Origin of the sequence: Cytobacillus gottheilii (assembly GCF_018582665.1) — a bacterium.
Lineage (GTDB): Bacteria > Bacillota > Bacilli > Bacillales > Cytobacillaceae > Cytobacillus > Cytobacillus gottheilii.
The window spans coordinates 618,021-642,628 of record NZ_CP071709.1 but is presented as its reverse complement, the minus strand read 5'-3'; the positions used below and the strand labels follow the sequence as shown (position 1 = coordinate 642,628).

Annotated in this window: 22 protein-coding genes and 1 pseudogene; 4 read left to right on the top strand and 19 right to left on the bottom strand. The window is 35.2% G+C overall.

The features are described from left to right. Positions 1-412: 412 nt before the first annotated feature. The gene (locus J1899_RS03130; protein WP_214477505.1) at positions 413-1,096 is read right to left on the bottom strand and encodes a YetF domain-containing protein; all 684 of its coding nucleotides are present in this window, start codon (positions 1,094-1,096) and stop codon (positions 413-415) included. Positions 1,097-1,191: 95 nt separating this feature from the next. On the opposite strand from J1899_RS03130, the gene J1899_RS03125 reads away from it, so the two are divergent. Further along, a complete protein-coding gene (locus tag J1899_RS03125) occupies positions 1,192-1,527 on the top strand; it encodes a DUF4363 family protein (RefSeq protein WP_214477503.1) in 336 nt (111 codons plus the stop codon). Between the two features lie 269 nt (positions 1,528-1,796). On the opposite strand, the gene J1899_RS03120 is transcribed toward J1899_RS03125, so the two are convergent. From J1899_RS03120 to J1899_RS03065, 12 genes and pseudogenes are all read right to left on the bottom strand, one after another. Next, positions 1,797-2,606: a cupin domain-containing protein gene (locus tag J1899_RS03120; RefSeq protein WP_214477501.1), complete on the bottom strand. Its 810-nt coding sequence runs from the start codon at positions 2,604-2,606 to the stop codon at positions 1,797-1,799. Positions 2,607-3,070: 464 nt separating this feature from the next. Continuing rightward, positions 3,071-3,190 (bottom strand): IS66 family transposase, encoded by a 120-nt coding sequence (locus tag J1899_RS22820; protein WP_425515003.1) that lies wholly within the window; start codon positions 3,188-3,190, stop codon positions 3,071-3,073. A 1,085-nt stretch (positions 3,191-4,275) separates the two neighbouring features. Beyond that, on the bottom strand, positions 4,276-5,115 hold the full coding sequence (locus tag J1899_RS03110) for a nucleotidyltransferase domain-containing protein (RefSeq protein WP_214477500.1): 840 nt from the start codon (positions 5,113-5,115) through the stop codon (positions 4,276-4,278). Between the two features lie 151 nt (positions 5,116-5,266). Further along, complete coding sequence (locus J1899_RS03105; protein WP_214477498.1) at positions 5,267-5,656, bottom strand: hypothetical protein; 390 nt, start codon at positions 5,654-5,656, stop codon at positions 5,267-5,269. Then, the gene (locus J1899_RS03100; protein ID WP_214477496.1) at positions 5,653-5,859 is read right to left on the bottom strand and encodes a helix-turn-helix transcriptional regulator; all 207 of its coding nucleotides are present in this window, start codon (positions 5,857-5,859) and stop codon (positions 5,653-5,655) included. The genes J1899_RS03105 and J1899_RS03100 overlap by 4 nt, the downstream gene beginning before the upstream one ends. 615 nt (positions 5,860-6,474) lie before the next feature. Further along, positions 6,475-6,954, bottom strand: a complete 480-nt coding sequence (locus tag J1899_RS03095) for a hypothetical protein (protein WP_214477494.1) — start codon at positions 6,952-6,954, stop codon at positions 6,475-6,477. A 312-nt stretch (positions 6,955-7,266) separates the two neighbouring features. Further along, the gene (locus tag J1899_RS03090; protein WP_214477492.1) at positions 7,267-7,497 is read right to left on the bottom strand and encodes a hypothetical protein; all 231 of its coding nucleotides are present in this window, start codon (positions 7,495-7,497) and stop codon (positions 7,267-7,269) included. Between the two features lie 551 nt (positions 7,498-8,048). Further along, positions 8,049-9,344 (bottom strand): annotated as a pseudogene (locus tag J1899_RS03085) (IS110 family RNA-guided transposase). A gap of 598 nt (positions 9,345-9,942) precedes the next feature. Continuing rightward, entirely contained in the window at positions 9,943-10,245 is a 303-nt protein-coding gene (locus J1899_RS03080) for a hypothetical protein (RefSeq protein WP_214477490.1), read from the bottom strand. Further along, positions 10,245-10,472 (bottom strand): helix-turn-helix transcriptional regulator, encoded by a 228-nt coding sequence (locus J1899_RS03075; protein WP_214477488.1) that lies wholly within the window; start codon positions 10,470-10,472, stop codon positions 10,245-10,247. The genes J1899_RS03080 and J1899_RS03075 overlap by 1 nt, the downstream gene beginning before the upstream one ends. Positions 10,473-10,779: 307 nt before the next feature. Continuing rightward, the gene (locus tag J1899_RS03070; RefSeq protein WP_214477486.1) at positions 10,780-11,337 is read right to left on the bottom strand and encodes a cysteine hydrolase family protein; all 558 of its coding nucleotides are present in this window, start codon (positions 11,335-11,337) and stop codon (positions 10,780-10,782) included. An 82-nt stretch (positions 11,338-11,419) separates the two neighbouring features. Beyond that, entirely contained in the window at positions 11,420-11,620 is a 201-nt protein-coding gene (locus J1899_RS03065; RefSeq protein ID WP_214477484.1) for a DUF1272 domain-containing protein, read from the bottom strand. Between the two features lie 163 nt (positions 11,621-11,783). Here J1899_RS03065 and J1899_RS03060 point away from each other — a divergent pair, with 163 nt between their 5' ends. Further along, entirely contained in the window at positions 11,784-12,206 is a 423-nt protein-coding gene (locus J1899_RS03060) for an Lrp/AsnC family transcriptional regulator (protein ID WP_214477482.1), read from the top strand. 595 nt (positions 12,207-12,801) lie between these two features. Here the strand turns inward: J1899_RS03060 and J1899_RS03055 are convergent. Together J1899_RS03055 and J1899_RS03050 are read right to left on the bottom strand one after the other, a co-directional pair. Then, positions 12,802-14,610, bottom strand: a complete 1,809-nt coding sequence (locus J1899_RS03055; protein WP_246586565.1) for a YhgE/Pip domain-containing protein — start codon at positions 14,608-14,610, stop codon at positions 12,802-12,804. A 2-nt stretch (positions 14,611-14,612) separates the two neighbouring features. Then, positions 14,613-16,556 (bottom strand): efflux RND transporter permease subunit, encoded by a 1,944-nt coding sequence (locus tag J1899_RS03050; protein ID WP_246586662.1) that lies wholly within the window; start codon positions 16,554-16,556, stop codon positions 14,613-14,615. A 279-nt stretch (positions 16,557-16,835) separates the two neighbouring features. On the opposite strand from J1899_RS03050, the gene J1899_RS03045 reads away from it, so the two are divergent. Continuing rightward, a complete protein-coding gene (locus J1899_RS03045; protein ID WP_214477478.1) occupies positions 16,836-17,402 on the top strand; it encodes a TetR/AcrR family transcriptional regulator in 567 nt (188 codons plus the stop codon). Between the two features lie 95 nt (positions 17,403-17,497). On the opposite strand, the gene J1899_RS03040 is transcribed toward J1899_RS03045, so the two are convergent. The 4 genes from J1899_RS03040 to J1899_RS03025 form a co-directional block, all read right to left on the bottom strand. Then, entirely contained in the window at positions 17,498-18,226 is a 729-nt protein-coding gene (locus J1899_RS03040; protein WP_151574580.1) for an MOSC domain-containing protein, read from the bottom strand. Positions 18,227-18,412: 186 nt separating this feature from the next. Further along, positions 18,413-19,297: a glycine betaine ABC transporter substrate-binding protein gene (locus tag J1899_RS03035; protein ID WP_214477476.1), complete on the bottom strand. Its 885-nt coding sequence runs from the start codon at positions 19,295-19,297 to the stop codon at positions 18,413-18,415. A 969-nt stretch (positions 19,298-20,266) separates the two neighbouring features. After that, positions 20,267-20,992, bottom strand: coding sequence for a 3-ketoacyl-ACP reductase (locus J1899_RS03030; protein ID WP_066450129.1), 726 nt, complete (start codon positions 20,990-20,992; stop codon positions 20,267-20,269). A gap of 212 nt (positions 20,993-21,204) precedes the next feature. After that, a complete protein-coding gene (locus tag J1899_RS03025) occupies positions 21,205-22,728 on the bottom strand; it encodes a glycine betaine uptake BCCT transporter (protein ID WP_214477474.1) in 1,524 nt (507 codons plus the stop codon). A gap of 776 nt (positions 22,729-23,504) precedes the next feature. Between J1899_RS03025 and J1899_RS03020 the strand changes: the two genes are divergently transcribed. After that, positions 23,505-24,584 (top strand): iron-containing alcohol dehydrogenase family protein, encoded by a 1,080-nt coding sequence (locus J1899_RS03020; RefSeq protein ID WP_214477472.1) that lies wholly within the window; start codon positions 23,505-23,507, stop codon positions 24,582-24,584. The last annotated feature ends 24 nt before the right edge of the window (positions 24,585-24,608 follow it).

Genomic DNA, 24,608 nt, shown 5'->3' with positions numbered 1-24,608 from the left:
TGGAGACCTCCGAGTAGATATTTTGTCCCTTTTAGCTAGCCGGCTTAGGACACATTTATCTTATCAAGAGGTCTTTTTTCTATCAAATCTCATTTTCACTTATTACAGGAATGCTGCCCCGTTTATCAAATAAGAAAAGCTGCCTGGTGTAGCAGCTGATCTGGAACATAAGCACCCTATTCTTTAAGTGTAATTCATCACAAATGATACTATCCTTATTATTATATTACTAAATAAAACAATAGTTACTATATTCCTACCCGCACTTTTCTTTTTAGATGTGATTGGATTCTTCATTTTTAAACTGTCCCCAAATATACAGTTAACTTTGCTGGAAAACCATACGAGGAAAATGGTGTATTTTTATCATTGTTTTGCTAGATTTACTTAAAAATTGTGATTAGTAATTTGCTTAATCTTCATATAAATCAACGTATAATTCTCCGGAAGAATCAAGTTGAGCAAAAAAAACATCTTCAAACTTACTTGCACCCTGCCTCTGAACTTCTTCTAGTAGCCATTCATCAGTATATCCTAGTTTTATTAAACTTTTTTCCATGATTTTACCGTCCAAAATTAATATATGTGGACCATGCTCTTTTTTAATCGGGATGTTTAACATTTTTGCATTGATAGATTGTTTATCTGATTTCAATAAAACACTTAGTTCTCCATTTGTTTCTAAAACAGCCATTTCTACGTCAGATACATTAAAAGCACTTTTCTCCCTTAATAGAAGCATTAATTCACTTAGATTCAATAGGTTTTTCTTCATGTTTTCCTCAATAATCTCTCCATTTTGAATCAAGATGGTTGGTTTGCCATCTGTTAAATTAGCAAATGCATTAGATTTCATACCGAAATATGCCATTAGAATGGGGAATAGCCCCCAAATAAATAAAGACAACATTCCATTTAGAGCTTTTACATTCTGATCAACTGACATCGTTGCTGCAATGGAACCAATGGTTATACCTACACAATAATCAAAAAAAGTAAGCTGGGAAATTTGCTTCTTTCCCATTATTCTAGTCATAAAAAATAGTATCAAGAAAGCTGCTATAGACCGCAATAATATCAACACCAATTCAGGCATAAAAATTTCCTCCTTTTCCCATAATCATTCACATAATTTATGGAGATTATAAGCCTAAATACTTTATTATAAAATATTTAAAGGAGAGACATTGATTGAACAAAATTTTAGTGTATATTAGTCTTTTACTACTATTAACGAGTTGTGAGAACAATACGGGCGGGGATGTATTTTTTAAACAAATTAATGACATTGAAAATGGATTAGAGGAACCAAACTGGAATGAAATTATGCTTAAAACGAAAGAATTGAAGAAGATATACAAAAAGAATAGATGGAAAATTCAACTACTTGGAGACGAAGAAGAGTATGAGGAGTTGTATAAAAGTATTAACAAATTAATTGCAGCTACTAAGGAAAAGGATCCTATTAACGTAAGAATCGAATTAGCTACTACACATACACTTATTGAAGATATATATTCATTATAATTAAGTAACGCTCAACTTATTAAATCAATAGAGAGGAGTTATGCACATATCTACTAAACAAAACATGGTCACAGAGTTTAGAACACAGTTAGTATTGATTAAAAATCACCTTTCAATTGGTTACACACAATTCTGAAAAGTCTTCGTTTTTTTTTCATAGCTATTAGGTCAACTAAATTTAATCATAACCTTGAAAGAGAACAAAAAGATAAGAAAGTAAGTGATAGACACAAACTTTTACTTATCTTTCTGAATCCCTACTTTTATTATTATTGCATAGTCTTACTTTGTTGCAGAAGTGTGGATCCTCCTGTACATTCCCATTCTTCTACTGTTAAATATGCATTTTCAGGAGAATAACCCTTTCCTACAAGAACACCCATTAGAATAAATTCTTGAAGAATGTGTAAAGCGTTTATTCCATTTTTAACATCCTCTAACCCTTCCTTTACCAAATATTCAGTGTGTCTTACCCATTCATCCGGAGTCTTGCCAAAAACAACTATATTTCCATGGCCCTGATCTTCTTCTGAAGACATTGCATCTGCTTTTGTTTTATGAATAGTACCAAATGGATGGTTAGGAGGAGCATATATTGAATAAAGTTTTAAAGGAATATTGCCTTTATTAATTAGATTGTGCCATGTTCCTGCGGGTATGAATATAGCAGAATCATCATGTACATACCTTGTAAGGGTCAAATTATTTTTTGATAAACCCATTTGTACTATTCCTTGACCTTGTTCAATACGCAAGAATTGGTCTACGTCTGAGTGCATTTCCAATCCAATATCTTCGCCTACATTTATGCTCATTAGAGTAGTCTGGAGATGGGTACCTGTCCATATAGCATAACGGTAATTTTTATTTTGCTTAGCTGCTTCATTTATATTAATAACAAATGGCATTGACCCATAATCAGGTATCACACTACTCCCAGCAAGATTGGAAGAGCGAAAATTAAATCCATTGGCATGTATTTGTTTTTGATAAGGCCAAATAACAGTTTGTCTCTGGTGGTTATACATTGGCACAATTACATTATAAGGATATTGGCTCAAATAAGGGTTATTATACATTTATCTCATCCCTTCAAGTTCTTTAAAATATCTTATGCACCAGCAAAGGTAACGTACCTAAAATCAAGGTTCCTAAGCTTAATGGGAATATTTTATGTAAGTTGAAAGGTTCCTTACTGAATTGGCGCTTGATGGCTAACTGGTTAATCCTTTGAGGTGCTCTTGAAAAATAATTTACAAAAGTAGAACTATTAATCTTTTTCTTTTCATTTATTTTTTCCAAATTAATACATATTTAATTTAAATTTGCAAAAATAAGCGCACCTTTCCGGTACGAACGAAATAAGGCCATCTATCCTGAATTTTTTCGGATAGATGACCATTTTGCACATGTTACCTGGATGTTTTTTGACCAAGGTATGGATTTATTTAAAAGTTTCTGGCTGATGAATTGGTAAATTCGGCAGCTCTGTCATTAGCTTCACTAAATAGTAACAGAAATCAATGCCGTTCGCTTTTGCTGTTTATGCCAAACTTAAGCAGGTCGCATTTTCTTTAACGCTAAATTCACTTACAGAAAAGAGCCAGTTTTTTCGGCCGATTCCATTTGGTCGAATCATGTTTTCGGCTGGATTGTTATAAATCTCAATCCGAACATCGAACAGAAAAGCCTTTAACCCCTTTAATGCGATTTAATGGATACTCGGTAGCTTTAGACAAGGGTTTTCTTCCGAAGAAAGGTGAATGCGCTACCCATTTTAGAAACTTTTCAAAAATCGCTCTGACTGTTTTAGGTAAAGGGGTGTTTCAATACAGTTTCATCCAAAGGAATCAGACGTCCAATTAATTCAGCGATAGTCCAATTCCCTACAACAGATCAATGACTCAGGCGCTCTCCCCCTTTTTTAAAAATGAATGAGCTGCTTCTTCTTAACTTGCCTACAAATTGCTAATCCATTTATAGTATCTAAGCAAAATAAGGAGAAGTATCGGATCAATAACTGCTGTATGCCATATCGTCCACCAACCATAATGAAAAAACCCCCATGGCTGAGGTAATAATGTGATAGCCTCGTAAACCAGTATGCTTATAACCCATATAAAGATGTACGAAAACTGTTTAATAAATTTCTCTTTAAAAGGATACCAATTGAGAAACATCATATTGACTGGAGGAACAAGTATTGTATGTGGAAGTAGTCCTACCCAATCAATTCTCTTATCAAAATACCAATAACCATGGTATTTAAATTCAACTATGATGTCAAAAGATTGTTGAAATGCTATAGTAAATGCCCAAATATGGACAATTTGATTAGGCGTTAACCTCTTATTTGTTTTAAAAGCTATGAAGTTAAATAAGATAATAGCAACTATAAGTCCAATCATAATAACAACCTTTTTTTTCTTAGGATACCCCACCTTCAATTAGTGTTATTCATTATTTTTTCTTATTCAACTAAACTGCCCCGTTACTTGTATAAGAAACTAAGCAGTGGTAGTCAAATAATACATTCCTAAAAGGATAACCATTATCACCAATATACCTAAAAAAACACGTTTCATTTTTCTTCCCCCTTTAATATATCTTACTACCTTAGTCACTTATAGCTGTAAATTCCCCATTCTAAACTTATTATCCTTCCTCAACAAACCTGCATCTATTCTTAAATAACAAAAAGCCCCCCCCTTTAAGAGCTGCCCCTGTTACAACTTATAATTCCAATTATTAGTAAACCATTTCTAGTACTTTTTTTAGATGGTCTTCATTTTCATTGATATTTACTAGTTTACTGAGTAATTTATTCAGTCTTAGAATCTCGGGGACCATACTAACCAGCGTTTTCATAATTTCATTAGTATTACGACAACAATCCCAACTTTCCAAAAGACTTAATTGCCCCTGATCTAACTTACTTCTTTTCCCCTCAATTTTTGACCAAACACCGTAAGGACTATCTAAATGTTGTTTCATTTCCATATACCATCCAGAAACGACTAACCAACGTACTCTATCTAAATTAGATAATGCATAATATTTTTCATCCCTCATAACAGCACGATAGGTTTCGTGTATAAACGAAAGAATTTTTCCTCTCCAAAACTCAACTTCATCAGAAGATGGTTTATAAACTACATTTGATGAGTCCTTTATGATCTCGCTAATAATGTTTTTGGGATCGTAAAGAACTTTATATCCTCTTAACCAAATAGAAGGTACAACATCTTCAGGGGAATGATACCAGCTATCTACTTTTATAAATGATTCGTAATGAGTAACTATAACAGGAGACATAGCACTAAGGTCTTCGTAAAATAATACATCTCCCCATTTTCTCGCTCTATTATGCTTGTCTTTAATAAAATCTGGCTTCCTTTCAGGTGTAACAACAATGTGCAAATCAATATCAGAGTAATTATCAAAGTTTCCTTTAGCCAACGATCCTGCTTGATAAATAGCCAAAACATTAGAATCCGATTTTAGATCATTTAATGCATTTTCTAAGAGAATGTCTCGATGTTTTGGTAAAAGTAAATCTCTATCTAAATGTTTACTTACAAATCCCACACACAATTACCATCTCCTTGTTATTAAGCGATTTTTATAATTAATATTCTCTAATACCGAATTGGAATCCTTCTAGAACAAAACTGCCCCTTTAGCAACATAGTAAAAGGCTTTCCTTTTACTTAAGGAAAGCACCCGTTAGTGAAAAATATTACTGATATTTTTTGGTAACTAAAAACTCAATAAAAGGTAAAGTTATCATTGATAGTCCTAATAATAGCAGTAGAAAGATATTAATTGTCTCGTTTATAAACTTGTCAGCAACTACTGCTCCAAAGATAAAAAATGTCAGAAGAAAATAACTAACTTTCGAACTTTTCTCTGTAATCCTTTGTCCGAGTTCTTCCTCCTGCAAGATTCCATCTTTTTCTTCCTTTGTTCCCCAAGTGATGGCAGAAAAAAACATCATCAACAAAGCACCAATAGTAATAACTTCGTTAAAACCAACATCTTTTCCAACAATAATTTTATAAATTGTAAAGCCTACCACTATTAGCGTAGCTATAGCAATTATTACTGAACCAATTTTCCGAGTTTTCATCCTTCTTCCTCCCTTTCATTTAAAAACAATATATCAACCCTAACTTTTAAATTTTTGGCAATATCAAAAGCTAATTGCAAACTTGGGTCATATTTATTGTTTTCTATGGCATTAATCGTCTGCCTACTCACATTACATAAGTCTGCTAATTTCCCTTGCGAGATGCCTTTTTTTTCGCGATACTCCTTGATTTGATTTTTCATTAAATTTCCACCTTCAAAATAAGATAGGTGTAAAAAAGTTTTTACATACAAAGTGTAAAATAAGGCGGTTAATTTGTCAAATACCTTTTACACTTAAACCACCTGCTAAAACTATATCTTCCTTCACTAAACTGCCCGTTTCTATCATACGCAAGGTTTCACTTATTACAGGAATGCTGCTCCGTTTGTTCAATAGGTTCACTAACTTAAAAGTCCAATCTTTTCAAATAAAACATTCATAATACTATTAATAAAATCTTCCATCTCCTCTGTTAAGATATCATGGTCATAACCAAAATTATTATCAGAATTTAAGAGACTCTTATCTATTCGATTTAATAACACTCTTTTTAAAAAACTTCTATCCATATTTTCAGGCAAGGAAAAAGCTAGTAATTTTAGATGTTCATTATGTTCATAACCACTTAACAAATTTTCTGATATGTGCTTTTCTGTACGTGCAATTGGGTGTAACCAAGTGGAGCCAAGGTGTAATATTTTTTGATTTTTTCGGTCGATAATAAAGTAAATCCAAGATTCATTATTGTGTAATTGAAGATTAGTTATATTAACCTGCCTCTATTGTTACATAAGCACCGTTAGTTCAAGAAGAATTTATAATAGTGGAAGAATATCAGACAAATCGATAAATTCTAGTTCAACTTCTGCTTCTGCTTTTGAACGATAAACGGTAATTTTATCATAGGGTTTCATGTTGTCTTCCCATGTTCCAATATTACTTAGAAAATCTTCTGCGTTTTCAGAAATTATAAAGCACTCTAAATCCCAATTGATATAACAAATTGGTGCTTGGCTTTCCGAATCACACTTTTGATAAACAGTTCCGATAAATCCTCCTTTACTATCTTTTGCCATAATATCTACATGTGGAACCGTAAAAAGCTCTAAATGCGGAATATCATCGTCAAAGATAAATTGAATATCATAATCGTTAGCGTATCTTTGATACTCCTCATTTCTACCATGAACACCCATCGAATAAATGGTTGTTCCTGCTGATATAATCTCAGTATCTTCTACATTAACACCTATGGCTTCAGAGAATGCTGTTCTATCTAGATAGATTTTCCGCATATAAACCCCCATTTAATCTTATTTTAAAGTAAAATGCTCATTACTTTTGTGATTTCATATTCAACTAAACTCCCTCAATAAACATAGTGAAATTAAAGAAGCAACCTTAATAGCAGCTCTTACACTTCAATATTACATCTGTTATTCTTAGTTATTAACCAATTTAACAAACTTAGGTAACTATGTTATAAAATGAACTCCCAACAGTTTGAATTCCCCTTTCCTATCTATGGATATTTAAGCTATACCATCTAAGCCATAATTACCATACACTACATTCGTTTAGTTACTGCTATCATTGGATCCAATTTATCAGGAAAACCAAATTCGGGATATTTGTAACGGGTTAATGATTGATTTTATTCTACCATCAGAATGATATAACTTTATAGAATCCAATTTTTTAAAATCATATGCTACTTCTTCTAAGTTCTTCATTAAATTAATTGTTTCACTTTTGTCTAGTTTAAATGAGAGAGATTGACCTGCCATTAGAATTTCTGCCTGAACACTATCTTTAGAATCAAACTTTTTATTAAACATTTGGTTTCCTCCTTATCGATACTTCTCTGGAAATAACACTTGATATAAGTACAAAATTAAACATATGGTTTATTAGTAACCTTTATATTCTTTTAAAATTTACGAAATAAACTGCAAACGTTCCATTGTTATTAAACAAAACTCCCTCAATAAACAAACACTTATCTCTTAATTACGCAGTTTTTCACCGTATTGCTATCTAACTTGTTTTACTTTACAGATTTGATTAGAGTGAAAAGTACACAATCAAGCTGTTTACGAAGAAAATGAGCGCAGGAAACTAGCCAACCTTCGGTTGATTCCCAAAAGTTGGATAAATAGGTATGTACGCACCAATGGATGTACACATTTCTTATGGGGGTCTACCCTCCCAAGTCTCACAGAGTCTACGCTCCTACATTCCTTCGTTCAACCTTTCCATAAGGTGGATGTCGGTCATGCTGCCCCACAGGATCTAAGTCCTTACGTTAGTTGCGTTGCCAACTAATCCCATGCTGATTTTGTCTGTTCATCTTTTCAAATCTATTGGTTAAGAGTTAGTTTAATAGTGATTAAGCTGCTATTGGTTCTTGGATAAATGCATGCATATGGGGGATATCCTTCAACATCTTCTCCTCTTGAAACACAAACTGTTTCTTACCAATAGAGAAGAGTATACGGATGAGCTTATTACACAAAGCAATTAAAGACTGCATCTTTTTCAACGGATTGTCAGGTCTCGTTGTGTAGTAATGATGGAGGACTTTAAAGGCTTTGTTCTTGGCTACTAGAATCATAGATGCCCGGAACAATAATGCTCGTAATTTCTTTCGACCACGTTTGGTTATCCTGGTTCTCCCTTTATGCTTACCTGATGTATTTTCCTTTAAGCTAAGTCCAGCCAGTTTAGTTATCTGGCGAGGATGATTGTATTCACTCAAATCGCCTACTTCAGCGAAGAAACCCGCCACTGTATCGCGGCCAATTCCTGTTATTTCTAACATTTGATCAACGCCTGGAATATCTTGAAGTAGTGTATCCAGAGTTTGGTCAAGCTCTTCGAACTTTTTTTGAATGAGTTCATACTTTTGGATTAACGTTCTTAACTCCATTTTAGCCATCATGGCACCCTGACGGATGCCAATTGAGCGATTGGCTGCTTCTTTTAAGGCACGAATCTTCTTAATCCCTATACTGCGTTTCACTGCTTGCCTAAGGTATTCTAGTAATTCTTCTTCTGTATATCTCACCAGTTCTTCCGGTAATGCTTCAAGCTTTAATAAATGAAGAGCTGCCTTCCCTTCCCAACTTTTAAAGACAGTAAAGAACTCTGGAAAATATCGATCAATCCAGTTGTGTACCTGTCCTTGCACTATTTGTAAGTCTACATTTAATAGATCACGTAATTTCTTAGCCACACGCAGTTCTGCGAAAACTCCTTGTGGTATCGTTGGTTCGGAGTATCTACCATCTTTGACTAATTGTGCAATGACTTTTGCGTCTTTAACATCATTTTTAGTTGGAGAATTATCGTCTAGTTCCTTACTGTGCTTGACGTGTAAGGGGTTGACCGTGACGAACTTAATCTGTTCATCCTTTAAAATATGAGCTAAATTAAGCCAATAATGGCCTGTTGGCTCCATTCCAGTAATGACAGACTCCATTTCGTATGAATCTTTTATTTGATTAATTCAATTAATAAAGGTCCTAATTCCTTCTTGAGTATTATCAAAAAAGCAAGTAGAACCTAGCTCTATTCCACGATAATCCTGTGCTCTAGCTACATGATGATGTTTGGCAATATCAATACCAATGATTAAGGTTTTTGGTGTAATTTGAGCTATTTTATGATTTTGGTTATAATTCATTTGGAGACCTCCGAGTAGATATTTTGTCCCTTTTAGCTAGCCGGCTTAGGACACATTTATCTTATCAAGAGGTCTTTTTTCTATCAAATCTCATTTTCACTTATTACAGGAATGCTGCCCCGTTTATGGAATAAAAAAAGCCGCCGGTTTTGGGCAGCTGGTACTGAATATAAGCACTATAGTTAATCTTTATCTTACTACTTCAAAAATACTGTCTGATTTTTACTCATTATAGTAATACTGACCAAATAATATAAACACCTTATTTGCAGATATCTGAGATATTAACAAAATTTAACTGAAAGTTGGAAGACTCTGAACAAGCGCGATAGTAATAATTAATGTTGATAAGCTACCGAAAGAAGTTAAAGTAATGATTTTTCGTATACTCTGCTTCTTTGAAGGTTTTATTATTTCATAAATTGCTCCAATCCATAATAAGGTAGATGCTATTGCAATTATACTCATAGCCATATATATTATTCCTCATTCCTTTTGTTTTATTTTAATAGCGTATTAGTAAAACACATACTTAATATTTTGCTGTTATGCTTAATTGGCAAGTTACTGATTGTGTGCCCGTTTAGTTGTTGAATAATCAAGCTAGCTTTCTTAAACTCAATAAGATAATTGAATGAATAATATTAGTACCAGTCAATAGAAACATCATAGCTATTTTATAGCCCTCTAATGAAAAGGGAAATACATATATATCTGTTAAAGTAATAATCAACCAACCCAAAATTATTATTGGATAAGAAAAAGCATATGATGTATCTAATATCCCTTTACCTCGCTCATCTCTACTTTCCTTTCGAAAATGAAAATTCAGACTATAAAACATAGAAACCATAAAAATCAAGAAATATATTACAATACCTACGTTCATTAAGACAGACATTATAAATTCTCCTTCGTTTTTTCATATTGGAAAACTACATCAACTCTTACGTTAAATACATCTGCAATGTCAAAGGCTAATATTAAAGATGGTGTGTAATTTCCCTTTTCTGTGGAAATAATAGTTTGCCTACTAACACCAACCTTCTCGGCTAATTCCTTTTGTGTCATTTTTTTTTCAGCCCTTAAAACCCGTATTCGATTTGATAAAACCTTTGTTCCACTCACTTTTCCTCCTCCTTAGTTAACTATGTTTAACTTATTGTAAATTTAGGTTTACTATTTGTCAAGTATACTTTACTTTTTAAGATGTATAATAAGCCACCAAATACTATGGTGACTCTATTTTACCTCAAGAAACTGACAAAAAATCTTATGACCTTTATTAAATTAACCTGCCCGTTTATTACAAAAAAAAGCTGCCTGAATTGACAGCTAATCTTGAACATAAGACAGGGTAAACCCTTGAACTCTAGTTGATTAGATTATTAAATAAGTAACTAAAAATCCATATAATGGATATTATGATTGAGTTTCACCTAAATGAATCATGAATTGGACAGAATAAGTCCTCCTCAGTATTTCTGACAACTGAAAAGTGTTCCACGTTGTAATGTCCGTGAAGAGTTGTATTATGATGCCTTATGATTTGTTCTTCAGTTAATTCATTATTGCCTAAAGTTGAATGCCCATCAGCAACTAAGGTTACATCAAAACCACTTATAGTTGCTGTCCTGACAGCACTATCTATACAGTGCTGAGTTTCACAACCCATTATTACTATATGTTCGATTTTTTTTGATTTTAAATAATCTAGAAGACCTGTCCCATAAAAAGAATTAGTTGCCGATTTATCAAAAAATGCAGAGTCACTGGGTATCTTAATTTCATGATGAACTTGAAACCCTTCACCATTTCCTTCTGCAACATCCAGATCCCTTATGAATACAACCGAGGTATTTGCGGCTAAAGCCTTTTCTATTACTGTATTAATATTCCTGATAAGTAATTCTTTGTTAAAAATAGGACCTGCTTCTTGATTGCCCTCCATTAATTCTAGTTGCGCATCAATAATTAATAAAATTTGATTCAAACGATTTTCCCCTTTCAATTTAGAAGATCTGCTATTCCGGCTTGAACATTTTTTGAAAACCATCAAAATATGTCCCTCACTATTACGTATTAATAGGACAACTTAATGAATTTTCACTTCTCGGTCTTTTCACAAGTTCCCCATTACAGTTAGGGCATACATAATTCATGTTCTCCGTACATTCATTGCAAAATGTACATTCATATGTGCATATATATGCTAAAGAATTATTATTAAGTCTACTGTTGCATTTCTCGCAACTGCTCCTCATTTCTAAAGTCATATTTGAACCTCCACTTTTTTATAATTATGGAAACTTTCTAGTTAAATTCTAATAAATCTGTTGCTTATTTTACATATTAATTTTATTGTAATTTTATCAATTATCTTTCTTTTATACTGAAAAATAGCAGTTTAACTAAAAATTTTAATGAGGAGGCAAAAATATGGATGAAATTGATCAAGACATATTAATACACTTACAGGAAAATGCCCGAATATCATTCACTGAATTAGGAAAGAGAGTAGGATTATCTACTCCTGCAGTTAATGAAAGAGTTAAGAAGCTTGAAGAAAAAGGGATAATAGTTGGTTATAGAGCATTAATTAATCCAGACAAAATAGATAAACCTATAATGGCTTTTATACTATATGACAATACAAAGTGTGAACAGTTTGTAGAGTTCTGCAAAAATCATTCTAGTGTTATTGAATGTCATCGACTGGCAGGATCATATAATTATTTAATTAAGGTTTTAACTAATTCTGTTCAATCTCTGGAAAGTTTTATTGATGCTTCCATGTCGTTAGGACAGCCTTCGACATTGATTAGGCTATCGTCACCTGTTGATAGTAGATTAATACAATAACACCTTGTTAATCAGCATAAAGCTATATTATTCATCATCTTTTCCAATAAATTTTTTCTGTTAGATCTTGCTACTTTTTCCCTCAGAATTATTATTGATACATAATTGACGTCACTTTTGAGCCATCAATTCAATTGGTTCAGCACAAGGTCATATAATTTTGACAGCAAGAATAAAAATGTTAAAAATGTAAGAAATCTCTTAATAAAAACAGTAAGACCTTTTAAAAGGTCTTACTGTTTTTATTATTTCTTATTCAACTAAACTGCCCGTTTGTTACATAAGAACGGTACAACTTTCTTTAAAACGGTGCGTCATTTTTTCAAACAGTACAACTTTCTTTTAAATCTACAGGCGAGGAAGCTGGATGCTCTCCTGAATATAAACCTTCCTCTATGGCCTTTTGGAGTCGGGTGTCATTCGCTCCCATTTCACTCAAGAAAAGATCGTATTTTAAAAAGCAACAAAAAAACCCGAATGATTAGAAAACTTTTATGTTCTAATCATTCGGATATATCACTAGACCTAATCCTTATGTTTCAGCCTGTTTATGATTTAAAGCTTTTTAATTCCAGTCAATTCTCCGCACATGTTCTTATCTAAACAAATCCAGCAGTAGGTCCCAAAAGCCTTTTTCTTCTTCAGGCTCTGCCGTTTTTGTTTCTTCTTCCTTCTTCTCAATGCTGCTTGTTTTAATGACAAATTGAACAGAGTGTACGTCCTCATTTTTCGATGAAGTAAAAGATACGGGTGTGAAATCGGATTTATCGAATTCACCAATCATTTCATTGATTTGCGCTTGCATTTCTGCTGGCATATCTTTTGTTTCTTCATATAGTTGAGCTGTTCCATCTTGAAGAGCAACTGTTCCTTCATTTAATTCACTCGTTCCATTTGCAATACCTGTTATACCTGTATGCAATTGGCTATAAGAAGAAGCAAGCTGGTTAACGCCGCCAGTATAACCTACCAAACCAGAATGAAATTCACTGTAATTAGCGGATAATGCCGCCAATCCTTTTTGCAGCTCTCCCAATCCGCTCATATCCATACCTTGTAGAGAACCAGTAAGATTCTCAGAGATTGAAGATAATGTCCCGCTCATCGTCTTCATGTTTCCATTCAACTCATCTAATGAAGGCTGTACTGCAGCAAATGCCGCTTTGACAGCAGAATATGTTGCTTTCACTTTTTGCGCGGCTTTATATGTCGCGATTAACTTATCCAGCACTTTTGCATCCGCACCGCTGGCATACAAACCTGCAATCTCCTGCTCTGTCAGCTGCCCTGCTGGAATTTCTGCAATTGCAGCATCTAATGCCTGATAGCTTTTTGCATACTGATCGCTTAAAGTATTTAACCCGCTAGCAGCTTGGGTCAAACCAGCAGCAAGCTCTGAAAGACCTTTTGGCAATTCAGTTAGACTGCTTAGGTCCATATTCGATGATGAACCCGATAAGGCACTGTTCATCTTACTTAATGCTCCGCCAATCTCTTTAGATGCATTAATGATCTCATATGAAGAACCGTCTAGCTGATTTATGCCATTAAGATATTCACTGGAGCCACTTCTCATAGAAGATGCTCCGTTATTTAATTGAGACACTCCAGTCCTTAAATCAGCAACTCCGTTATTAAGTTCAGAAATCGCATCTGTTAAAGCACCCATATCATCTGTTAGATTATTAATTTCTGATGTATCAATCGGCAGAGTGGATGGTGCAGCAGCGATATCAATTCCTTGAAATTCAAAATCATGAACATCACCCTGCACGCTAAGCGTATCTTCCTGCCCTGGCATTACGGTAAATGTCACTTGCTTATTCTCACCAGCATTAGCAATCATTCCGCCTGAGGCTTCAATATTTTCATATAGGTTTGAAAGCTGAAGAGAAACCTGAAGCAAATAATTATCATAAAAAACAGTGTCTACATTGTCATTTGCACTAACATCTATTGAAATTTCCAGTTGTCCTGACTGTCCGGCAAGATCTGCAGCATCGATTTCATTTCCATCTAAGGAATAAGTGACATTTATATTCCATGGTAAATCGGTATCCTCCTGCATATTGCCTTGATAATAAAATTTCCCCTCAGGAGCCTGAATTGAAATCGATTCATTTTCTTGCTGTATCTCTGATAAATCTGTTAAATTTTTGACACTATCATACATTCCAAAATCCTGAATTTCACCGGCTTTTGCAACATCAATCGTATTGACGACATAGATGTCTTCTAATGTTCCGCCTGCTTCCAAAGTTGCATATATAACCTCATCCTTCGAAGTAAGCTGACCTTTTGATGTTTCTGCATAAGCATTGTCATGTGAAAATCCATTGTTAAGAAATACTGGAAAGATGATTACAAGAGCAAGCATACTTCGATACATCTGTTTTTTTCTCATCATCATTCTCCCTCATAAAAATTTGATTTCATTGTTGTCTTCTTAATCACCTTATCAAAGACAACAAGCATCGCTGGCAGCAGCAGCACAACCATGATAAATGCCAGTAATGCTCCTCTTCCTAATAATAATCCAATTGACGATACGATTGGATTTGAAGAGGTTGCCCATAAGATTAATCCTACACTTGATAAAATAGCCGCTGATATTGATATCGAGAATGTTTTTTCATCTAATGTTTTCTTAATCGCCTTCATCGCAGGCATCTCTTTGCGATGTTCATTATAGGCTTCTGTTAATAGGATCGCATAATCAACCGTTGCAGCCAGTTGAACAGTACTAATAATCAAATAGCCTACAAATACTAACGACGAATTTGAAAAGTATGGTATAGAAAGATTGATCCATACGGCCGATTGAATCGTCAGAAGCAAAACAACCGGTATAGAAATAGATTTAAACGTTACGAGAAGTACAATAGCAATGGAAACGACCGTTAAAATATTGACAACAATGTTATCTGTTGCAACCGTATTTTTTATATCATACAAGGTCACACTCTCACCTAAGCTAAATGCTTCATCTCCATAATAGTTATCCGCTATTTCTTCTACATTACTGACAATTGAAAATGGAATATCTCCTTCAGTTGCCTGATTTGTATTAATAATAATGCGGCTGTAATTCTCAGAATAAAATTCACTTGTGATGGTTTCTCCCAAGTATTCAGGCGGAATCACAGCTCCTACATTATTAACATAGGCAATCACACTTGTGACATAATCAAGTTGCTCCAGATCTTCAACAAGCTCTGCTTCCTTAGCGGTATCCCCTTTTGGCACAAGAAGCACAATTGGTGTCGCTTCACCAAACGCCTCTTTTATAACAATAAAGTCACTGCCGGCACGTGTTGTTTCTGGCTGCTCACCTAAACCATAAGTAAAAGTAGTATTACTTTGGGCTAAAAAGGCAGGAACAATAATAATCAGGACAAGCAATAGGCTCGGAAATCTTAACTTCATCATGAGTTTTCCGGTACCAGCAAAGCTTGGCACAAAGCTTTTATGCTGTGTTTTATCCATCCACTTATAAAAATAAAGCGTTAGTGCCGGCAAGAACACCATAACACTAATGAAACTCAATATAATTCCCTTAACTAAGTTCAAACCGAGATCAGAACCGATTTGAAACTCCATAAAGGTTAATGCAATAAAGCCGAAAAAGGTAGTCGCAGCACTAGCTGTAATGGCCGGGAATGATTTTTTCATGGCAAGCTGCATCGCTTCTTCAGGGCTATTCGTTTTCTTTCGATAATCCGAAAAGCTATGCAGTAAAAAGACCGCATAATCTAGAGAAACTGCCAGCTGCAGAATTGGTGCTACAGATTGTGTGACAAAAGAAACTTCTCCAATAAAAATATTCGTCCCTAAATTAATCAAGACTGATACCCCTATAGCGGTTAAGAAAAACAATGGTTCAATCCACGAAGTTGTCGAAACGACAAGAATAAAAATAATAAGGGGAACCAATAGGATCGCCGCATACATGGACTCTGTTCCTGCCATTTTTTGAGACGAAGCTGTATTGATCGCTTCTCCCGCAATAGCACCTTCCTCACCGATCAATTCATAGATCTCATCTGTAATGGCTACTTCTTCACCTGTTGTGACAGCGATTGAAAACAATGCATTTCGATCTTTATAATAAGACTCAACTGTATCACGATCAGCCATCTCTAATGGCGTCTTTAAATCGACAACGTCATCTAGCCATATTACCTCTGAGACTCCATCAATAGCTGCTAATTCATCTTTAAAGCTAAGCGCCTCCTGCACAGTTACATCAGAAATCATTACTCTTGTATTGGGGACAGTCGCAGTGAACTCTTCCTCCATAATCTCCATTGCTTTGGTTGACCCCGCATCGTCCGGCAAGTAGTCCACCATATTATAATTGACGGACACAAAGAACTGTGCCACCGTAGAAAGGACCGTAACTAAAGCAAATATTAGCAAGACGGCTTTTTTATGTTTAATAATATGTTCTGCAATACGAATCTTGTTTCACCTCTCTTGAGTCATTTGTCATTACACTTTATCATTATATAAACACGGTGTTGGCTATTCAACAAACAGTTACCTTCATTATGTACGTTGCCCAACACATATAACTGAAGTGTTGGCTAACTAATCAATCATGGATAAAAGAAGAAAGGAATGTTTATTTTGAGTACGAAATTAGATAGACGCAAGCAATATACACGCATGGTATTAATGGATAGTCTGGTTGCGTTATTGCAGGAAAAACAAATATCCACTATCACCATCAAGGAAATATGTGAGCTTGCCGATATTAACCGGTCTACATTCTACTCCCACTATTCCAATCAATATGACTTATTACATTCTATCGAAGAAAAGTTCATACAGGACATGATGTCTGCATTAGAACAATACAACTTCTCTAAAGAAGAAGAAGCTTTCTTAATCATTGAGAAAATTCTGGAGTTCATAGCGAAAAATAAGGTCATTTGCCAAGTCCTCCTTAATCAGAGCACCGAACGCCATTTTCAAAAACAAGGAACGCTTATTATTAAAAAATTTATTTTTAATCAGTGGATGGCAAAAAATAAAATTGATCGGCATCAGTTTGAATACATAAGCATCTTTGTGGTAGGAGGCAGCGTGTTTGTCATTAAAAACTGGCTGGAAACTGGCATGAAGGAAAGTTATCAAGAAATGGCAGAGATTATTAACAATCTTATTAATAAAGGCTTATCAACGATGCGCTAAGAAAGGATAATATTTTAACAATAAAAAACCCGGAAACGAGTTCGTTGTCCGGGGCATCATCTAAAAAGGAAAATCATCATCCCTATTAGCTTTTTTTATATAGAAGAAAGATGAACTTCATCTCCAACTTGGATACTGCCTGTTTTCAAAACCGATGCATAGACACCAAAATGATTATTTCTTTCTTTAATCACCGTTTTATGTATACTCGGATCCCGTTCACCGCTTACGGGATCAACCGTAATGATCATACATCTTTTGCAGTACCTGACTAATTCTATTTCAACTTCATTTCCAATCTGAATTCGTCTGCCAAACCATTCCTCTTCTACGAATGGAGCTTTGTCGGTTAAATTAAGTATTAAGTTGGGGCGGAATCTTCTAGAATCCACCTCATTCCCCCATATATCTTCCAGCTTTTTCAGGGAAGCATCCGTAACAATCAGAAGATGTTCTTCTTCAATTGGACCGATGGGAACAAGGGAAGGAGAATACACAACCGTGGATACTGCACGCTTTGATTTTTTCTCCATTTCATGAAGTAAATGCTGATCGTCCCAATCAAAGATTTCGCCTTCCGGTGTCTCTACAACTACTCTTGGGTAATGATCAGATTCCTCTTCACCCTGAAAACGCGCACTATATTGTACCATTTCTGGTAATTGTGTAATCGTTAAAAAATTCCCTTTTTTCGTTTCATCAAGATAAGCATGGCTGCGGTCTCCATACAGGCCATAACTCATTACTTTGGATGTTTGAACACTTTCTCCGCGTAATGATTTAACTGGATGACGGACAATCTGTTCAATGTGACCGATTAACAATACATTCACCTCAGTTCTGATTCCGATGATTTATGAAAATAAAATGCACCAGTTCTAACAGATGAAAGGGCATTTTTTTACAGGTGGCAGAAAAGTCCCGTAAGAGACCTGCCCGCCACCCGCATATGCTTCACTTTATTTTTGTTCTGTTATTTGTGTAAAACTCCTGTTTTTGCTTAATGAATTTTACTCTTCTTTTAAATCCTCAATTGAATCAATGTCCATGTATGCAGGAACGACTAGCCCTAATTTTGTTCCATGCAGATTTGAACCTAGGTCTTCAAAATTGCCTTCATATTCAGCATAGTAATCAGCATGTGTTGTTGGCAGCCATGCACCCACAATCGCATCTCCGCTTCCATCTGCTACACCTGCCCACATTGGACCTGCATCAACCTGAACTAAATCCACTTCATACCCTACACTCTCAAGTGCACTGGCAACGACATTTGTACTGGCGATTACATCATCCCATGCTACATACAAGAGGGTAATTTCTTCACCGCTAGCCTCGTTAACGCCTTCAGTCCATTCACTTACTATATCTTCATTCTCACTTACCCATTGTGAAGCAGCTTCATCAGGTGCCGCTCCCTCTTGGATTAAGTTCATTACGTTTTCAATATGCTCAGGTTCCCAATTAAACTGATCGAGCAGCAAGTGAGCATCTGGATGATCCTCTTTTAAGCCTAACCGAGCAATAGTATGAACGTCCTCTGCTTCACCGTATAAACCTTCTGGATCCTCCAGGTATTTCAGATCAAAGGAATTAAATTTCCAATGTGGACTCCATCCCGTTATAATGATAGGATCCTCACTATCATAGGCTTTTTTAAGAGCAGCTGTCATCGCAGCACCTGAACCTTCCACTACTTCCCAATCATCTAATCCGTATCCAGGCAATACATCATTAATCGTTAAGTTCATGATTCCTGCACCTGGATCAATTCCAATGATTTCATAATCAAGCTGTTCTCCAACTGACCCTGAAGAAGCCTCCTCTCCTCCACACGCAGCTAAACCTAATGTTAATGTTACTGCTGAAGCCATACCTAAAACTTTCTTAATCATTTACAGTTCCCCCTTCATTTTTTTACAAATTAAGTATGGAAATGCAAATCAGGATGCATCTGGCAGCTGATTTACGCCATACTCATTAATAGAGGAATCTGATTTACTAGTATTAGCATAACCGTAATAACCCTTTATCACATAAAGAAAGACAGCGCATCAAAATAGAACCAACACAGCAGTTTTGGCTATAAAATGAAATTCGATATGCATCTAATAACAAAAGATGTATCGAGCAGCATATAAGAACGCAGCTAAAAGATGAAATATTACATGCCGAAATCTTACGTTCTGGAAACTCATCCTGCCTATCTTTTTTCAAGTAATGGATCGTGTAAACTTAAAGAGTTACCCATTAAAAGAATATCAGGATCATTTCCCAGTGCCTTTTGTCGGTTCAACAGGCTTTCGCACTCTTCCTTGTATGATTGAGGTGCTTAATAGAATACTAATATGTAAAAAACATCTTCCCCTGTGAATCATCTCAAATTTCTGCAATTTTCAAAATGATCTACTTCTATTATAGAATAATACTTTGGAACCTTACAAATAGCATATCAGCTAAGTAATGGTTAAAAACTCCTATGTCATATAACTGAGTGAAATAGATCGTCTAATGCTTACATATCCTCCTTTTTTCTTATGATTCCTTACTATTTGACTCTGCTGCTATAAAAAAAGAAGACTTACTTATTATTGTATACTTACCCTGCTAAGTTTATGAGTCTTAATTTCTATTTAAATTAACTCATCCCATCAAAAATAATATAATAACTTTTTATTTATACCCTCTACTTTTCATATGAAACCTATTTTATAAAGAAACTTTAAAATAAAAAACAAAAAAAACCGAATGATTAGTAAGATTCACTTACTAACTATTCGGTTCTATTGTAGTGTTAAATTCTTATGTCTTGCCTCATTTTCAGTGACATAAGGTTTATGTAACAAATCGAGATGATAAATAAATTAATATGGATTCGTAGCCAGCATGCTAGCTGTTTTAACATAAATGCGCTGATGTAATTTTAGTTGGGAAACAATTACTTCAGCAATGTCTTCTGGCTGCATGTATTTCTCATCATTATTTTCAGCAATCAGATTGGTTTTAACAGCCATGTCTGTTGCAACAGTACTAGGTGTTAAAGCTGTAACACGGATATTGTTTCTGCGGACTTCTTGTGCTAATGATTCCGTTAAACCGATCACACCAAACTTAGATGCGCTATATGCACTGGATGTAGCCGCTCCATTTAATCCGTTTGTGGATGAAATATTGATGATATCCCCTCTATTTTTTTCAATAAGCTGAGGAAGTACTGCATGTGTCATATAGTAGACACCCATTAAGTTAACATCAATGATGTTTTTCCAATCTTGCGGATCCATCTCCAGCAATGTCCCAAATTGACCAACACCAGCATTATTAATAAGAATATCTGCTGAACCAACTTCGCCTGTCAATTTTTCAACTGCTTGCTTAACGTCTTCCTGTGATGATACGTCCACAGAAACATAAGCTGCTTTTACACCTAATGCTTCCACTTCTTTTGCAACGTCCTTGAGTGCCTCCTCAGTTCTTGCAAGCAGGCCAAGGTTCACACCCTCTTTTGCTAATGCAATCGCTGCAGCCTTACCGATTCCTCTCCCAGCTCCAGTGACAAACGCCACTTTTCCTTTTAACGATTGTGCCATGTTCGACAACTCCTTTCTTGTTCTATTATATAATTGTGGATAAAAATTTCTAAGAATATGCTTTTTAATTTTCATATTATTTTTATTAAGGAAGCTCAGGGTATGAATCCAAACCTCTAACATTTTAGATCAAATAAAAAACCCGGATTTCCTCTAAAATCCGGGTTTCTCTTCATGTGGCATATGCATTATAATAAAATTCATTCAAAAAATTATTTATTAACTGGCTTACGCGGCTTTGGTTTGAAATATAAACCAAGCTCTTTCTTTTCTTTCGTTAACGACCTGTACAGGGAAATCATCATTAATATGACAATAATCGAGAATGGAAAGGCAGCCCCGATTAAAATATTTTGAAGAGCCTGCAGCCCGCCACTGTATAAAAGAGTCAGCGCAATTGTAGATTGTGCAATCCCCCAAGTTAATTTGATCGAATTTGGCGGTGTTAGAGAACCATTTGTTGTTTGCATTCCAAGTACAAAGGTTGCTGAATCGGCCGACGTAATAAAGAATGTACAAATCAGCACGAGTGCTACAATGGAAAGAATCATTGACATTGGGAACTCGTTGAAGACCGCAAATAGAACTTCCTCTGTAGCAAATTGTGTTAAATCAATAGCCCCTGAATTTTGAACATCAATTGCTGATGTACCGAATACAGCGAACCAGAAGAAGCTCACAATACTAGGAAGCAATAAAACCCCTATTAAAAATTCGCGAATCGTTCTTCCTCTTGAAACACGGGCAATAAAAATACCGACAAACGGTGACCATGATAGCCACCATGCCCAATAAAATATGGTCCAGCCATTAATCCAAGAACGGTGATCCTCATTAAGAGGAGCAATTCGAAAACTCATTTGCACGATGTTTTGAATATAACCTCCTAATGAATCAGTAAACAGATTTAATATAAGAATGGTTGGTCCTGCAATAAACATCAAAATCAGTAAAGCAACGGCTAAAAACATATTAGCATTACTTAAAATCTTAATTCCTTTACTAAGTCCAGACCATGCAGACATTAAGAAAAGTACTGTAACGATTGCAATAATTATAAATTGAACCATGAAGTTATTGGGAATTCCAAATAAATAAGATAACCCGCCATTGATCTGTGCCGCACCAAATCCTAAAGTAGTCGCTACTCCAATCACTGTAGCAAATACCGCAAGGACGTCAATCAATGTACCGAGTGGTCCTTCCATGCGTTTTGCACCTAAGACAGGCTTTAACGTAGCTGAAATAAGTCCCGATTCGCCTTTACGGAATTGGAAGTAAGCAAGTGCTAATGCCACTATGGCATAGATTCCCCAAGCATGAATCCCCCAATGGAAAAACGTATATCTCATTGCCTCTTTGTTTGCAGAAGGTGTTCCACCCTCAGCAAGCGGAGGATCAATAAAGTGGGAAAGCGGTTCGGCTGCTCCCCAGAAAACTAAACCAATACCCATTCCTGCACTAAAAAGCATCGCAAACCATGATGATTTTGTGTACTCAGGTTTTTCGTCTGGCTTTCCTAATTTAATCGTACCAACCGGACTAAAAATAAGAAATATACAAAAAAGTACAATGATGGTTACCAGAATCAAATAATACCATCCAAAGGCAGTTGAGAAAAATGCCTGTATATTGCCTGTCGCCTCTTCAAATGTTTCTGGCGCAGCAATACCAAATATGACAGCTGCAAGGACTATCGCAACCGAAATCCAAAAAACGTTTGATATTTTACTCATAGAAAATTCCTCTCTCTGTAAAATACTGTTCCTTATAAATACAAATAACATCCTTTTATAACTTTTCCCAAAATCTCCACTTTAAGTTCAAAGATTGTATATTTTTTATTATGAATTGTTTATTTATGTTGAATAAACGGGGTTATTAGAGGTGATCCCCAGGTGGAATTGCCTATTTTGCAGGAAATAAAAGAGTACAATATTAAATAACTTCCAAAAAGTATCCTATGCCATAAAAGGATGTACTTGGCTATAAGGTATTATGCCAACTGCTTTATCTTAACACACCTCCACACCGTAAAAAAAGCGAGAAGCAACTTTCATGGTCATTTGAACCTTCAAATCCCGTCCAAATTCTAGAAAAAAACCTCCCATAATTTTTAGTTTTTTTTTCGCATATTTTTCTTTTCAAAAGTATGAATCAAAGTTGGTATAACAACCTTTATTAACAGTAAATTTTTTCAGGAATACTTCTCCTATTTCCTTTTTGAAAGCGTTAATCAATTTTCCATCAAATTTTTTTTGTTTTTTTTGAGAAAATTTCAGTGAATTAACCGATAAATTAAACATATTTCGGAGATTTTCTATGAATATCATTTATAAATTTAACGTTAAACTGATGTTATTTGACAATTGGCTGAAAATTGTTAAAATACATATAATCTAAATATTTTAGGCCTGTGGCTGTCCATGCAGGCAAGACCTAAATTAGCACTTTGATCTATATTGCTGAATTTAGGTCTTTTTTAATTATCAGGTAAAGGAGTTAAAAAAGCATGAAACCAGAGGATATCGTAAGAAGCGGTCCAAATCAGTATGTTTGCAAGGAAGGTGTTCTAAAAGATATTTCTTTCTTCTTAAAGAACTTTCAATCTCCTGTGGTAGTTACAGGACACAAATCATTCGAAGCGTTTACTCATTATACAAGCTTGCCTTCACATGTTAAAGTTCTTCAGCATAGTGGATATAGCTCAGATTCAGCTATTAACTCTCTAGCAGATCGTGCTCGTCAAGCAGATGTCATTATCGGCATTGGTGGAGGAATTATTCTTGACACCGCTAAATCTGTTGCTGACTTATTAAACATTGAAGTGATCACGATTCCAAGCGTGATTGGCACTTGTGCAGCAACCACTCCTTTAAGTGTCATTTATGATGACACAGGCTCTTTTATTAGAGTGGATTATCACAAACGCTCCAGCTATTACACTTTAATTGATCCGGTCATGCTGCTTAATTCTCCTGTCGAATACTTTAAAGGCGGAATTGGTGATACATTGGCAAAATGGTATGAGGCAGAGGCAATCATTCGAAACACTATGAAAGATGATAACTTCTCCATTATGATTCATTCCGGCTTACAGCACGCTGCATTTATAAAGGAAATCTTATTAAAAGAAAGTCTGACGGCAATCAAAAGTTTAGAAACAAATACGGTTTCCCATGCCTTCACAAAGGTTGTGGAATCAGTCATCACCTTAGCCGGGACGGTAGGCGGGTATGCCGGCCGCTACGGAAGAATGGCTGGTGCCCATGCTATTCACAATGGACTAAGCTTTGTGAATGAAACACACAGTATTCTTCACGGTCAGAAAGTGGCTTATGGCATTTTGGTGCAATTAGTATTAGAAAATCGACATGCAGAAGTAGAAGAACTGATTCCTTTTTATAAGGCACTCAGCTTCCCTATTAACTTCAAAGATTTAAATGTCACGGAAAACCTGAGCCAAGCCATGGCACTAGTTGCTGCCCATGCAGCCAAACCTGAAGAATCCCTTCAGCTAATGGGCACATATACAGAAGCAGACGTCATCACTGCTATGGAACAACTTGAGAGTATATTGGTTGGGAATTGATTGGGTTCAAGTTCGGGTGGTCAC

What these genes read in the sequence shown, in the direction of transcription:
- J1899_RS03025 (WP_214477474.1), bottom strand. Translation starts at nt 22,728, where the DNA reads ATGAGTAAAATATCAAACGTTTTTTGGATTTCGGTTGCGATAGTCCTT.
- J1899_RS03020 (WP_214477472.1), top strand. Translation starts at nt 23,505, where the DNA reads ATGAAACCAGAGGATATCGTAAGAAGCGGTCCAAATCAGTATGTTTGC.
- J1899_RS03100 (WP_214477496.1), bottom strand. Translation starts at nt 5,859, where the DNA reads ATGAAAAATCAAATCAAGGAGTATCGCGAAAAAAAAGGCATCTCGCAA.
- J1899_RS03095 (WP_214477494.1), bottom strand. Translation starts at nt 6,954, where the DNA reads ATGCGGAAAATCTATCTAGATAGAACAGCATTCTCTGAAGCCATAGGT.
- J1899_RS03030 (WP_066450129.1), bottom strand. Translation starts at nt 20,992, where the DNA reads ATGGCACAATCGTTAAAAGGAAAAGTGGCGTTTGTCACTGGAGCTGGG.
- J1899_RS03080 (WP_214477490.1), bottom strand. Translation starts at nt 10,245, where the DNA reads ATGTCTGTCTTAATGAACGTAGGTATTGTAATATATTTCTTGATTTTT.
- J1899_RS03105 (WP_214477498.1), bottom strand. Translation starts at nt 5,656, where the DNA reads ATGAAAACTCGGAAAATTGGTTCAGTAATAATTGCTATAGCTACGCTA.
- J1899_RS03050 (WP_246586662.1), bottom strand. Translation starts at nt 16,556, where the DNA reads ATGGTGGACTACTTGCCGGACGATGCGGGGTCAACCAAAGCAATGGAG.
- J1899_RS03060 (WP_214477482.1), top strand. Translation starts at nt 11,784, where the DNA reads ATGGATGAAATTGATCAAGACATATTAATACACTTACAGGAAAATGCC.
- J1899_RS03035 (WP_214477476.1), bottom strand. Translation starts at nt 19,297, where the DNA reads ATGATTAAGAAAGTTTTAGGTATGGCTTCAGCAGTAACATTAACATTA.
- J1899_RS03055 (WP_246586565.1), bottom strand. Translation starts at nt 14,610, where the DNA reads ATGAGAAAAAAACAGATGTATCGAAGTATGCTTGCTCTTGTAATCATC.
- J1899_RS03120 (WP_214477501.1), bottom strand. Translation starts at nt 2,606, where the DNA reads ATGTATAATAACCCTTATTTGAGCCAATATCCTTATAATGTAATTGTG.
- J1899_RS03130 (WP_214477505.1), bottom strand. Translation starts at nt 1,096, where the DNA reads ATGCCTGAATTGGTGTTGATATTATTGCGGTCTATAGCAGCTTTCTTG.
- J1899_RS03090 (WP_214477492.1), bottom strand. Translation starts at nt 7,497, where the DNA reads ATGTTTAATAAAAAGTTTGATTCTAAAGATAGTGTTCAGGCAGAAATT.
- J1899_RS03065 (WP_214477484.1), bottom strand. Translation starts at nt 11,620, where the DNA reads ATGACTTTAGAAATGAGGAGCAGTTGCGAGAAATGCAACAGTAGACTT.